Here is a 13927-nt window from a genome sequence, read left to right on the forward strand (position 1 = left end):
TCCCCGAGGTGTAGATGACGTAGGCGAGGTGGTCGGGCGAGAGCCCCGCCGGCCGCGGATCGGCGGCGGGCAGATGCGCCCACGCCGCTTCGTCGGCGGGGTCGAGCACCGGCACGCCGGCCGCCGCGAACCGCGCCGCCAAGGGCCGCGACGCCAGCAGCACCGCGGGACGGCTGTCGGACAGCATGTAGCGCAGCCGCTCGTCCGGGTACGATGGATCGAGCGGCACGTACGCTCCGCCGGCCTTGAGCACGGCCAGCATCGCCACCACCATCTCCACCCCGCGCTCCACGCAGAGCGCCGCCCGGGCGTCCGGACCCACGCCCAGCGCGCGGAGGTGGTGCGCCAGGCGATTGGCGCGCGCGTTCAGCTCGGCGTACGCCAGCGCCCGGTCCTCGTATTCCACGGCGACAGCGGCCGGCGTCCGCTCCACCTGGGCTGCGAAGAGCTCGTGGACGCACGCCTCGCGGGGATACGCCGCATCGGTCGCGTTCCACTCCTCCACCACGCTGCACCGCTCCTCCGCGGGGAGCAGCTCAAGTCGATCGACGGGCTGCGTGTCGTCCGCGGCCATCTCTTCCAGCACGCGGCGCAGATAGCCCACGTGCCGCTCCACGGTCGCCCGGTCGAAGAGCGCGGTGGCGTAGTTCAGATCCCCCACGATCCGATCCCCGCTCTCGGCGAGGGCCAGCGTAAGGTCGAACTTCGCGCTCTCCTGCGCGGAGGCCGGCGCGGCCGCGGACTGCAGCCCCGGCAGCTCCAGTGTGCCGTCCGGCGCGTTCTGCCACGCGAACATCACCTGGAAGAGCGGGCTGTGCGCCAGGCTGCGTACCGGCTGCAGCAGCTCCACCACCTGCTCGAAGGGAACGTCCTGGTGGTGCTGAGCGCCCAGGGAGCGCTCCTTCACCCGCCCCAGCAGCTCCGCCACGGTGGGCGCGCCCGAGAGGTCCACGCGCAGCGCCAGGGTGTTGACGAAGAAGCCGATCAGACCCTCGATCTCGCTCCGCCCGCGGTTGGCGCTCGGGGTGCCGACTACGACGTCATCCTGGCCCGACAGCCGGGCGAGCACGGCCGCCCATCCGGCGAGCAGCGTCATGTGGAGGGTGGCACCGTGCCGCTGCCCCAGCGTCCTGAGCGCCGCGGTCAGCGCCTCGTCCAGCTCCACCTTCAGCGACGCACCCGCGAAATCCTGCCGCGCCGGGCGCGGATGGTCGGCAGGAAGCTCCAGCAGCTCCGGCGCGCCCGCGAGCGTCTCGCGCCAGTAGTCCGCCTGCGCCTCCAGCACGGGCCCTTCCACCCAGCGGCGGTGCCACGCGGCGTAGTCGGCGTACTGCACCGGCAGCGGCGGGAGCGGATCGGGCTCGCCGCGGGCGAAGGCGGCGTAGAGCGCGGAGAGCTCGCCGAAGAGCACCCCCATCGACCAGCCGTCGGAGACGATGTGGTGCATCGTCAGCAGCAGCACGTGGTCGTCCGCCGCCATCCGCACCAGGCGCCCACGGATCAGCGGGCCGTGCTCCAGGTCGAACGGCGCGCTCGCCTCGTCCTGCACCAGGCGGCGCAGCTCGTCCTCCGCGTCCGCCGAGGCACGGAGGTCGTGCTCCACCAGATGGAACGCGCTCTCCTCGACCGCGGCGACGCGCTGGAACGGCTCGCCATCCACCGCGGGGAAGGTCGTCCGCAGCGCTTCGTGGCGCGCGACGATGCGGTCCAGCGCGCGGACCAGCGCGCCGCGGTCCAGCTCGCCCTGCAAGCGCAGGCTCATCGGGATGTGGTACGCCGCGCCGGTGCCGCCCAGCTGCTCCAGGAACCACAGCCGCTGCTGCGCGAACGACAGCTCCAGCCGCCCGCCGCGCTCCGCGGGAACGATGGCCGGGAGATCGGCGCGCGCGGCGGTCTCCAGCCCGCGCGCGAAGTCCGCCAGCACGGGGCGCTCGAACAGGTCGCCCGCCAGGGCCTCCACGCCCAGCGCCTCCCGCACGCGCGAGACCACGCGCACCGCCACGAGCGAGTGTCCACCCAGCTCGATGAAGTGGTCGCGGCGCCCGACGCGCTCCGCGCCCAGCAGCTCCGACCAGATCTCCGCCAGCGCCTGCTCCGTCTCCCCTACCGGCTCCTCGTAGTCGCGCACGGCGAACGCGTCCGCGTCGGGCGCGGGGAGCGCGCGGCGGTCCACCTTGCCGCTGGGCGTGAGCGGCATCGCGTCCAGCCGCACGTACGCCGCCGGCACCATGTGCTCCGGGAGCCGCTCGGCCAGGTGCGCCTTCAGCGCCTCCACGGCGACCGGCTCGTCGGCCAGGTAGTACGCCACCAGCCGCTTCTCGCCCGGCGCGTCCTCTCGCGCCACGACGACGGCCTCTCGCACCGCCGGATGCTCCACCAGCTGCGCCTCGATCTCGCCCGGCTCCACGCGGAAGCCGCGGATCTTCACCTGCGCGTCGGTGCGGCCGGCGAACGCCAGCGCCCCCTCCGGCAGCCATCGGCCCAGGTCGCCCGTGCGGTACAGCCGCGCGCCCGGCTCGCCCGAGAGCGGGTCGGGGACGAAGCGCTCCGCCGTCAGCGCCGGGCGGTCCAGGTAGCCGCGCGCCACCCCTACGCCCCCCACGTACAGCTCGCCGACGACGCCGACCGGCACCGGCCGCATCCGCCCGTCCAGCACGAACACGCGGGTGTTGGCCGCCGGCGCGCCGATCGGCGTCACCCGCTCGCCACCTGCCGTATCGGGCACGTCGTGGAGGGTGGCGCAGATGGTGGTCTCCGTGGGCCCGTAGCCGTTGACGATCCGCAGCCCGGGAACGCTCCGCCGGATCTCCGCCAGCAGCGGCTCGGGGATGGGCTCGACGCCGACGAGCAAGCGATGCAGACGGATGCGATCGGGTGATCGCGAAACGCGCTCACGCAGCTCGGGGAGGAAGTACGGCGGCAGGTAGGCGCTGCCGACCTCGCGCGCCTCCATCCAGTCCAGGAAGGCGCCCGCCTCCAGCCTCGCTTCCTCGCGCGGGATGCAGAGCCGCCCGCCGGCCAGCAGCGCGGAGAAGATCTCGTAGACCGAGACGTCGAAGCTGGTGCTGGTCCACAGGCTGCACCCGTCGCCCTCGCCGATCGGCGCGCGACGCTGCACGTCGGCCAGCAGGCTCACCACGCCGCGGTGCGGCACCGTCACGCCCTTGGGACGTCCCGTGCTCCCCGAGGTGTAGATGACGTAGGCGAGGTGGTCGGGCGTGAGCCCCGCCGGCCGCGGATCGGCGGCAGGGAGATGCGCCCACGCCGCTTCGTCGGCGGGGTCGAGCACCGGCACGCCGGCCGCCGCGAACCGCGCCGCCTGCGGCCGCGACGCCAGCAGCACCGCGGGACGGCTGTCGGACAGCATGTAGCGCAGCCGCTCGTCCGGATACGATGGATCCAGCGGCACGTATGCTCCGCCGGCCTTGAGCACGGCCAGCATCGCCACCACCATCTCCACCCCGCGCTCCACGCAGAGCGCCGCCCGCGCGTCCGGGCCCACGCCCAGCGCGCGGAGGTGGTGCGCAAGGCGATTGGCGCGCGCGTTCAGCTCCGCGTAGGTGAGACGCTCCCTTTCGAACCACACCGCCTCCGCGCCCGGCGTCCGCTCCACCTGGGCTTCGAAGAGCTCGTGGACGCACGCGCCGGCGGGGAACGCGGCATCGGTGGCGTTCCACTCTTCCACCACCAGCTGCCGCTCGGCATCGGGGAGCAGCTCCAGTCGCTCCACGCTCCCCCGCTCGTCCGCCACCATCCCTTCCAGCACGCGGCGCAGGTAGCCGACCCAGCGCTCCACCGTCGCCCGTTCGAAGAGCGCGGTCGCATACGTCACGCTGCCGGCGATCCGCCCCTCCCTTTCGCCCAACGCGAGGGAGAGGTCGAACTTCGCCTGTACGTGCGAGGATTCCGGGCCCACACCATCCACGTCGCCGGCGAGGTCGCCGCACACTTCCACCGCCGGAGGAGACAGCCCGTCCCCGCGGGGCGTGTTCCGCCACGCGAACGTCACCTGGAACAGCGGGTGGTGCGACAGGCTGCGCGCCGGCTGCAGCAGCTCCATCACCCGCTCGAAGGGGATGTCCTGGTGCCGCTGCGCCTCCAGCGCCCGCTCCTTCACCCGTTCCAGCAGCTCCGCCACGGTGGGCGCGCCGGAGAGGTCGACGCGCAGCGCCAGGGTGTTGGCGACGAAGCCGATCGGCCCCTCGATCTCCCGGCGCCCGCGGCCTGCCGCCGGCGTACCGATGACCACGTCCGCCTGCCCCGAAAGCCGGCTCAGCACCACCGCCCAGCCGGCCAGGAGCGTCATGTACAGCGTGGCCCCATGCCGCTGCGAGAGTGCTTCGAGCCCGGCGCTCAGCTCCTCGTCCAGCTCCACCCCCACGCTGCCGCCGGCGCGGTCCTGCCGCGCCGGACGCGCATGGTCGGTGGGCAGCTCCAGCAGCCCGGGCGCACCGGAGAGCGTCGTCTTCCAGTACTCCGCCGCGGCCTGCAGGGGAGCGATGGCCCCGGGGAGCTTCACGCGCTCGGCGGTCGAAGGGTTCGTCATGGCACGGTCTCCGCGCCGGGCTGGCGAACGAGCTGCGCGAGCCGTGCGAGGGTTTCGGGGTCGAACCGGGCGAGCCGCAGCTCCAGGATCCGTTCGGCGAGCTCCGCGAGCACGGGCTTCTCGAACACAGCGGCCACTGCGAGCTCGACGTCCAGCACCTGCCGCACTCGCGAGACGACCTGCGTCGCCAGCAGGGAGTGGCCGCCCAGATCGAAGAAGTGGTCCCTCCGGCCCACCCGCTCCACTTTCAGCAGCTCCGTCCAGATCTCCGCGAGAGCCACCTCGATCTTCCCGACCGGCGCCTCGTACTCCCGCGACGCGTACGCGTCTCCCTCCGGGGCCGGCAGCGCCTTGCGGTCCAGCTTCCCGTTCGGCGTGAGCGGCAGCGCCTCCAGCCGCACCCAGGCCGACGGGACCATGTACTCCGGCAGCAGCGCCTTCAGGTGCGCCCGGAGCGCGGCGGCATCGGGCCCGTCGGCGCCTTCGCCCGAGGCGACCCAGTAGGCGGCGAGCCGCCGGTCGCCGCCCTCCACCTCCCGCGCGATCACCGCAGCTTCCTGGATCGCCGGATGCGACGCCAGGGCGCTCTCCACCTCGCCCAGCTCCACGCGGAAGCCGCGCACCTTCACCTGCTGGTCGGCGCGCCCCAGCGGCTCCACCTCGCCGTCGGGGCGGTAGCGGCCCAGGTCGCCGGTGCGGTAGAGCCGGTCGCGCGGCTCTCCCGTCCACGGGTTGACCACGAAGCGCGACGCCGAGAGCGCCGCGTCGTCCAGGTAGCCGGCCGCCAGGTGCGGCGAGCGCAGCCAGATCTCGCCCACCTCGCCCACGCCGGCCAGCTCGCCCGCGGCGTTGCGAACCAGGAGCTGCACCCCGGGGATCCCGCGTCCGAGGGGGATGATCTCCTTCTGCTCGGCTGCGGGATCGACCACGTGGTACGAGACCGCGCGCTGCGTCTCGGTCGATCCGTAGTAGTTGACGACGGTCAGGACCGGCGCCAGGCCGACCAGCCGCTGCACGTCGGCGCGGCGGAGGACGTCGCCCACGAAGAAGGCGCGGCGCAGCGAATCGATCCGCTCGCCCTCGGACGCGCCGGCCAGGAGCTGGCCCATCGCCGGGGTCAGGTGCGCCACGGTGACCCCCGCCTCGCGCATCCACCGGGCGAGGTAGCCGGGGGTCCCGATCTCGTCCGGCTCCGGCACGACGACCGCCGCACCGAGCTGGAGGGGGGTGAAGACGTCGCGGTGCAGCGGGTCGTGCGCCAGGCCGGAGAGGAGGCTGAAGCGGTCGGACGCCGCGAGCCCGAACTCCGCCGCCAGCCACGGCGTGAAGTGCGTGAGCGACGAGTGCCGCCCCATCACCGCCTTGGGCGTCCCCGTCGTCCCCGACGTGAACGACAGGTAGGCGAGTGTATCGGCGCCGATGTCGATCCGCGGCGCCTCGCCGGCCGCACCGAGGCCGTCGACGTCCTCCGCCGGTGCGTCGCCGCGCGGCCGGAGGACCACGCGCGTGCGGATGGTGGCGTCGAGCAGCGCCGCCACCTCGCGCGGGAGGTCGCCCGCGGCGGCGAGGTGGAGGTGCGCGGCGGGGCGCGCGATGCGGACGTACTCGGCCAGGCGGGCCGCCGGGTAGGCCGGATCGAGGACGAGGAAGGCCGCGCCGCTCTTCATCGTCCCCACCAGCGCGCGCACCAGCGCGGCGCTGCGGTGGCCGGTGATCGCCACCACGTCGCCGGTTCCGACGGCGTGGTCGGCGAGCCTGCGGGCGATGCGGTCCGTCGCCGCGTCCAGTTCGGCGTACGTCCACCGCTCGCGCGGGTCCTCGACGGCCAGCGCTTCCGGATCCTTCACCGCGTGGGCGGCGAACGCCTCGTGCACGGCGCCGCGCCAGCTCTCGTCCAGCGGCTCGGCCGGATCGGGAAGGACGCCGCGCGCCGCTTCCGTCGCCAGCGACAGCGCGCCCACGCGGGTCTCCGGCGCGGCCACGGACTGGCGGAGCACGCCTTCGAGCTGCGCCAGCAGCCCGCGCATCCGCGGCGCGTCGAAGAGGTCGGCGGCGTAGACCAGGAAGACGGCGATCCCCCCGCCCCGCTCCTCCACGTACAGCGTGAGGTCGAACTTGCTGGCCGCCTCGCCGTCCGTGCCGCCCCCCGCCACCTCCAGGCCGTCGGCACTGAAGGCGCCTTCCTGGAAGTTGAGGAGGTTGAGCATCACCTGGAACACGGGGGCGTGCGCCAGGCTCCGCTCGGGGCGCACCTCCTCCAGCACCCGCTCGAAGGGAAGCTCCTGGTGCGCGTACGCGGACAGCGTGGTCTCGCGCACCCGCCCCAGCAGCTCGCGGAAGCTCGGGTCGCCCGAGAGGTCGGTCCGCAACGCCAGCGAGTTGAGGAAGAGCCCCACCATCCGGTCGGTCTCCGCCCGCGTCCGCCCCGCGATCGGCGTCCCGACCACGACGTCTTCCTGCCCGGCCAGGCGCCCGAGCACCACGTCCAGCGCGGCGAGGAGGACCATGAACAGCGTGGCGCCCTCGCGCCGGGCCAGCGCGTTCACCTCCGCCGCCAGGCCGGACGGGACGAGCAGGTGCTCGACCCCGCCGCGGTGCGATTCCATCGGCGGCCGGGGACGGTCGGTCGGCAGCTCCAGGAGCGCCGGAGCGCCCTCCAGCGCGCGCCGCCAGAACTCCACCTGCCGCTCCAGCGCGGCGCCGGACAGGTGCTCGCGCTGCCAGGCCGCGTAGTCCGCGTACTGCAGCGCGGGCTCCGGCAGCGGCGACGGCTCGCCGCGCGAGAAGGCGCCGTAGAGCGCGGAGAGCTCCTCCTTCAGCACTCCCACCGTCCACCCGTCGCCGATGACGTGGTGGAGGTTGAGGAGGAGGTGGTGCTCGGCGTCGGCCACGTGGACAAGCGACGCGCGGAAGAGCGGCCCGCGCGCCAGGTCGAACCGGTGCCCCGAGGCTTCGGCCGCCAGGCGCCCGGCCTCGGCCCGCCGCTCGCTCTCGGGGAGGTGCCGCAGGTCGGCGACCGGCAGGTCGAAGTCGGCCGGGGCCGGGGCGATCCGCTGCACGGGAACGCCGTCGACGGCCGGGAGCGTGGTGCGCAGCGGCTCGTGGCGGCGCACCAGCTCGGCCAGCGCGCGGCGGAGCGCCTCGGCGTCGAGAGCGCCGGTGATGCGGTACGAGAACGGGATGGCGTACGCCGGGCTCCCCGGGTCCAGCGCGTCCACGAACCAGAGCCGCTCCTGCGCGAACGTCAACGGCAGGTCGCCTTCGCGCGCGGCGGGGGCGATGGCGTCGTCGGCCGCCGCGCCGGTGCCGCGGAGCTGGTCGATCTCGGCCGCGAGCTCGGAGAGGACCGGCCGCTCGAAGACGGCGCGGATCGGGAGGTCCACGCCGAAGACCTGGCGGACGCGCGCGGCGACGCGGGTCGCCAGCAGCGAGTGGCCGCCCAGCTCGAAGAAGTGGTCCCACCGGCCTGCCTGCTCCGCCCCCAGCAGCTCGGCCCAGATCTCCGCCAGCGCCCGCTCGGTCTCGCCCACCGGCGCCTCGTAGCCGCGCCGCGCGTACGCGTCGCCTTCGGGGGCGGGGAGCGCCTTGCGGTCCAGCTTGCCGTTGGGCGTCAGCGGCAGCGCCTCCAGGCGCACGTACGCCGCCGGCACCATGTGCTCGGGGAGGCGCGCGCCCAGGTGAGCGCGGAGCGGTTCGATCTCGAGAACGGCGTCGCTCGTGTAATACGCCGCCAGCCGCCTGTCGCCGGCCGCATCCTCGCGCGCGGTCACCACCGCCTCGCGCACCTGCGGATGCTCCAGCAGCCGCGCCTCGATCTCGCCCACCTCCACGCGGAAGCCGCGGATCTTCACCTGGAAGTCGTTGCGGCCCAGGAACTCCAGAACTGCAGTGCGGGAGTGCGGAAGTGCGGGAGTGCGTTGGCCCTCGTGCGAATCCAGCGCACTTCCGCACTCATGCACTTCCGCACTCGTAGTCTCGGTACGCCACCGGGCCAGGTCTCCCGTCCGGTACAGGCGTGCCCCCGGCTCGCCGCCGAACGGATCGGGGACGAAGCGCTCCGCCGTCTGCCCCGGCTGGCCGAGGTAGCCGCGCACCACGCCCACGCCCCCCACGTACAGCTCGCCCGGCACGCCGAAGGGCACCGGCTGCATCCGCGCGTCGAGCACGTAGACCCGCACGTTCGCGATCGGCTTCCCGATGGGTGGACGTCCGCTGGGGGATGGGTCGATCGAGACCGTCGCGCAGACGGTGGTCTCGGTGGGGCCGTAGGCGTTCACGAACCGCCGTCCCGCGCCCCAGCGCGCCACCACGTCGGCGGAGACGGCCTCGCCGGCGGAGACCACCGTGCGCAGCGCCGGCAGCTCGTCCGCCTGGAGCGCGGCCAGGAGCGCGGGCGGCAGCGTGGCGACGGTGACCGCCTCGTCGCGCATCAGCGCCAGCAGCTCGGGGCCGGCCTGCCCGGGGCGCGCCATCACCAGCGCGGCGCCGGAGAGGAGCGTGTGCGCGACTTCGGCGACGGCGGCGTCGAAGGAGAACGAGGCGAACTGCAGCACGCGTCCCCCCGGCTCCACCCCGAACGCCTCGCGCTGCGCCGCCGCCAGGTTCCCGATCCCCCGGTGCGGCACCACCACGCCTTTCGGCCGCCCGGTCGATCCCGAGGTGAAGATCACGTAGGCGGCGTTCTCCGCATCTACATCAACCGAAAGGTTTTCGTCGTCCTCGGCCTCGATCTCCGCCGCGACCCGGTCCAGCGCGACGACGGGCGCCTGCGTCGCCGGGAGATCGGCGGCGAGCGCGGAGGTGGTGAGGATGAGGCGGGCGGCGGAACGCTCCAGCATCCAGCGCCGGCGCTCGGCGGGGTACGCCGGGTCGACCGGGAGGAAGGCGGCGCCGGCCTTGTTGACGGCGAGCAGCGCGACCACCATCTCCACCCCACGCTCCAGCGCCAGCGCCACGATCCGCTCCGGGCCGGCGCCGAGCGCCACCAGCCGCCGCGCGAGCCGGTTGGCGCGCGCGTTCAGCTCCGCGTAGGTCAGCGCCTCGTCCGCGTGCACCAGGGCCACGGCGTCCGGCGTCCGCCGCACCTGCGCCTCGAACAGCTCGTGGATGCACAGCCCGCGCGAATACCCGGCCTCCGTGTGGTTCCACTCCTCCAGCACCAGGCGCCGCTCGGCCTCCGGCAGCAGCGGGAGCGCGTCCACGGCCTGACGCTCGTCGGCGACCATCCCCTCCAGCACCCGGCGCAGGTACGCCAGGTAGCGCTCGACCGTCTCCCGGTCGAAGAGCGCCGTCGCGTACTCCACGCTCCCGACGATGCGCCCGCCCGCCTCCACCAGCGAGAGCGACAGGTCGAACTTCGCCGCCACCTCTGGCGCCGCGCCCGCCGGGCCCACGCCTCCCGCCCGGAGGCCGGGAAGCTCCAGCCCGCCCTCCGACGCGCTCTGCCAGGAGAACATCACCTGGAAGAGCGGCGCGTGTGCCATGCTGCGGGTCGGCTGCACCAGCTCCACCACCTGCTCGAAGGGGATGTCCTGGTTCTGCTGCGCCTCCAGTGCGTGCGCCCGTACCTGCTCCAGCAGCTTCGCCACGGTGGGCGAGCCGGAGAGGTCCACGCGCAGGGCCAGCGTATTCACGAAGAAGCCGATCAGCCCTTCGATCTCCGCGCGGCCGCGGTTGGCGCTCGGCGTGCCGACGACGACCTTGTCCTGACCCGAGAGCCGGGCGAGCACGGCGGCCCACCCGGCCAGCACGGTCATGAAGAGCGTGGTGCCGCGGCGCTGGCCCAGCGCCTTCAGCGCGGCCGTGAGCTCCTCGCCCAGGTCGATCCACACCGTGCCGCCGGCGTAGTCCTGCCGTGCGGGACGCGGACGGTCGGTGGGAAGCTCCAGCAGCTCGGGCGCGTCGGCGAGCGCCGCCTTCCAGTACTCCGCCTGCTTCCGCAGCACCTCGCCGTCGACCCACTTCCGCTGCCACGCCGCGTAGTCCGCGTACTGCACCGGCAGCGGGGGGAGGGGATCGGGCTCGCCGCGGCGGAACGCCCCGTAGAGCGCGCTCAGCTCGCGGGTGAACACCCCCATGCTCCACCCGTCGGAGACGATGTGGTGCATGGTGACGAGGAGCACGTGCTCGTCCTCCGCCACCCGGATCAGCCGGCCGCGGATGAGCGGCCCCCGCGCCAGGTCGAAGGGCGCGCGCGCTTCCTCACCCAGCAGCCGCCGCAGCCCGGACTGCGCCTCGGGATCGCCGCCCAGGTCGTGCTCGGCGAGAAGGAACCGGCTCTCCTCCACCGGGGTGATGCGCTGCGCGGGCTCGCCCTCCACCTCCACGAACGTCGTGCGCAGCGCCTCGTGGCGCGCCACGATCGCGTCCAGCGCACGCCGCAGCGCCGCCCGGTCCAGCTCCCCTCCCAGCCGCAGCCGCGTGGGGACGTGGTACGTGCTGCCCAGGTCCCCCATCCGCTCCAGGAACCAGAGCCGCTGCTGCGCGAAGGAGAGCGGCAGCCGCCCGCCTCGATCCACGCGCTCGATCGGCGGGAGCTCGGTGCGCGCCGCGCTTTCGATGGTGCGCGCGAGATCCGCCAGCACCGGGCGCTCGAACAGGTCGCCGAGCGCCACCTCCGCGCCCAGCACCTGGCGAACGCGGGAGATCACGCGGACGGCCAGCAGCGAGTGGCCGCCCAGCTCGAAGAAGTGGTCGCGGCGGCCCACCCGCTCCACGCGCAGCAGCTCGGACCAGACCTCCGCCAGCGCCTGCTCGGTCTCCCCCACCGGCGCCTCGTAGCCGCGCGTCACCAGCGCGTCACCTTCGGGCGCGGGAAGCGCCCGGCGGTCCAGCTTGCCCGTCGGGGTCAGCGGCAGCGCGTCGAGCCGCACGTACGCCGCCGGCACCATGTAGTCGGGGAGCGCCGCCGAGAGGGAGGACCGCAGCGCCTCGCTCTCCGCCGGCACGCCGGTCTCCGCCGGCGTCCAGTACGCCACCAGCCGCTGCTCGCCCGGCACGTCCTCGCGGGCGACGACCACGGCCTCGTTCACCCCCGGATGCCCGGCCAGCCGCGCCTCGATCTCGCCCAGCTCGATCCGGAAGCCCCGGATCTTCACCTGCTCGTCGGTGCGCCCCACGAACTCCAGCGTGCCGTCGGCCTTCCACCGCCCCAGGTCGCCGGTGCGGTAGAGCCGCGCCCCCGGCTCGCCCCCGAACGGATCGGCCACGAAGCGCTCCGCCGTCAGCCCCGGACGGTCGAGGTACCCGCGCGCCACGCCCGGGCCGCCCACGTAGATCTCGCCCGCCGCGCCCACCGGCACCGGCTCCAGCCGCCGGTCGAGCACGTACATCCGCATCCGCGCGATCGGCCGCCCGACCGACACCGTCCGCGCCCCCTCGGCCACCTCGCGCACGTCCTCCCAGCTGCACCAGGCCATGACCTCGGTGGGGCCGTAGACGTGCACCAGCCGCTGCGGCTTGCCGCCCCGCAGCACGCGGCGCACGCTCTCCACCTCCACCGCCTGCCCGCCGAAGAGCACCTCGCGCAGCGTGGAGAAGATGTCGGGCTGCTCGCGCGACAGCAGGTTCAGCAGCGCGGTGGTCTGGTAGAGCGTGGTGATGCGCTCCTCGCGCAGGACGTCGCGGAAGGCGGCCGGCGTGAGCAGCACCTCCTTGGGGATCCCCACCAGCGTGGCCCCGCCCAGCAGCGCGCCCCAGGCCTCGAAGGTCAGGGCGTCGAAGCTGGCGTTCGAGGCCTGCGCCACGCGGTCGCCCGGACCGAACGCCACGTAGTCGGTGTCGCGGACCAGGTGCACCACCTCGTGGTGCTCCGCGGCCACGCCCTTCGGCCGTCCCGTGCTCCCGCTGGTGTAGACCACGTAGCAGAGCTGTCCCGGCGCGCTCGCGACGCCGGGGTTCGTATCCGGCTCGCGCGAGATGGCTTCGGCCGCCTCGTCCAGCCACACCGCCCGGGTGCGGCCGGCCAGCAGCGCGTCCCGCAGGCCGGGCCCCGGATCGCGCCGGGCCAGCAGCACGGCCGCCGCGCTGTCCTCCAGCATGAAGCGCAGCCGCTCCGCCGGGTAGGCGGGGTCCAGCGGGACGTACGCCCCGCCGGCCTTGAGCACCCCCAGCATGGCCACGATCAGCTCGGCGCCGCGCTCCAGCGCGATGGCCACGCGCGCCTCCGGCCCCACGCCCAGGCCGACGAGGTGGTGCGCCAGCCGGTTCGCCCGCCGGTTCAGCTCCGCGTAGGTGAGATGCTCACCCGCGAACTCCACCGCCACCGCGCCGGGCGCGCGCTCCACCTGCTGCTCGAACAGCGCGTGGATGCACGCCCCGGCCGGGTAGTCCGCCTCCGTCCGGTTCCACTCCTCCACCACCAGCCGCCGCTCGGCCTCCGGCAGCAGCGGGAGTGCGTCCACGGCCCGACGGTCGTCGGCGACCATCCCCTCCAGCACCCGGCGCAGGTACGCCAGGTGGCGCTCGACGGTGGCCCGCTCGAACAGCGACGTCGCCCAGGTCAGGCTCCCGGCGATGCGCCCGCCCGCCTCCTCGAGCGAGAGCAGCAGGTCGAACTTCGCCGGCGCCTCCGACGCCGCACCCGCCGAGCCCACGCCTCCCGTCCCGAGGCCGGGAAGCTCCAGCCGGCCGTCCGACGCGTTCTGCCAGGAGAACATCACCTGGAAGAGCGGCGCGTGCGCCAGGCTGCGGGTCGGCTGCACCAGCTCCACCACCTGCTCGAAGGGGATGTCCTGGTTGGCCTGCGCCCCCAGCGCCCGCCCCTTCACCCGCCCCAGCAGCTCCTCGACGGTGGGCGAGCCGGAGAGGTCCACGCGCAGCGCCAGCGTGTTGATGAAGAAGCCGATCAGCCCCTCGATCTCCGCGCGGCCGCGGTTGGCGCTGGGCGTGCCCACCACCACGTCCTCCTGGCCCGACAGCCGCGCCAGCACCGCGGCCCACCCGGCGAGCACGGTCATGAACAGCGTGGTGCCGTGCCGGCGACTCAGCGACTTGAGCCCTGCGGTCAGCTCCTCGTCCAGCTCCACCTCGGCCGAGGCCCCGGCATGGTCCTGCCGCGCGGGGCGCGCGCGGTCCGTGGGCAGCTCCAGCAGCTCGGGCGCGCCGGAGAGCGTCTCCTTCCAGAAGTTCGCCTGCCGCTGCAGCACCTCGCCCGACACCCAGCGCCGCTGCCACGCCGCGTAGTCGGCGTACTGCACGGGCAGCCCGGGGAGGGGATCGCCCTCGCCGCGCGAGAAGGCGCCGTACAGCACGCTGATCTCGTTCACCAGCACGCCCATGGACCACCCGTCGGAGACGATGTGGTGCAGGGTCACCAGCAGCACGTGGTCGTCGGCCGCCAGCCGCACCAGCCGCGCGCGGATCAGCGGCCCGCGCGCCAGG

The 13927-nt window shown here is 74.3% G+C and carries 2 protein-coding genes; both read right to left on the minus strand.

The window, feature by feature from the left end; translation table 11 throughout:
• A partial coding sequence (locus VF092_04065) for an amino acid adenylation domain-containing protein (GenBank protein HEX6746467.1) occupies window positions 1–4546 on the minus strand: 4546 nt, incomplete at its 3' end.
• Window positions 4543–13926, minus strand: a complete 9384-nt coding sequence (locus VF092_04070; protein ID HEX6746468.1) for an amino acid adenylation domain-containing protein — start codon at window positions 13924–13926, stop codon at window positions 4543–4545. The genes VF092_04070 and VF092_04065, both read right to left, overlap by 4 nt.
• Window position 13927 lies beyond the last annotated feature (1 nt).

The organism is Longimicrobium sp. (assembly GCA_036377595.1).
In the GTDB taxonomy this organism is placed as follows: Bacteria; Gemmatimonadota; Gemmatimonadetes; order Longimicrobiales; family Longimicrobiaceae; genus Longimicrobium.